Annotated in this window: 1 protein-coding gene; it reads left to right on the top strand. The window is 67.7% G+C overall.

Annotated elements, in window-relative coordinates:
- Positions 1-29: 29 nt before the first annotated feature.
- Positions 30-545 (top strand): IS630 family transposase (locus IE107_RS34625; protein WP_229867496.1); only part of this gene is annotated, 516 nt, incomplete at its 3' end.

Below are 545 nucleotides of genomic sequence, written 5' to 3'. Positions count from 1 at the left end.
TGACGCGCCCGGGACCGAAGCTTGCGCCGCTGGATCTGACCGATGCTGAGCGATCGGTGTTGGAGGGTTGGGTGCGGCGGCGTAAGTCTGCGCAGGACATGGCGATGCGGGCCCGTGTGATTCTGGCTTGCGACGACGTCGGGGAGGACGGCTTTCCTGTGTCGACGCGTGTGGTGATGGAGCGGGTCGGGGTGTCGCGCGACACCGTCTCGAAGTGGCGTAAGCGGTTCCTGGCGGACCGTCTCGACGGGCTGTCGGACGAGCCGCGTCCGGGTCGGCCCCGCACCGTGATGGACGAGCAGGTCGCCGATCTGATCGCCCGGACCCTGGAGTCGAAGCCGACGAACGCCACGCACTGGTCGACCCGGTCGATGGCGAAGAAGACCGGGCTTTCGCAGTCGACCGTTTCCCGGGTGTGGCGGGCTTTCGGCCTGCAGCCGCACCGGTCCGAGACGTTCAAGCTGTCCACGGACCCGTTCTTCGTCGACAAGATCCACGACGTGGTGGGCCTGTATCTCGATCCGCCGGAGCGGGCGCTCGTGCTG

The organism is Streptomyces gelaticus (assembly GCF_014649535.1).
Lineage (GTDB): Bacteria > Actinomycetota > Actinomycetes > Streptomycetales > Streptomycetaceae > Streptomyces > Streptomyces gelaticus.
Note: the sequence above shows the minus strand (reverse complement) of the source record. Positions and strands in the feature narration are given on the sequence as shown.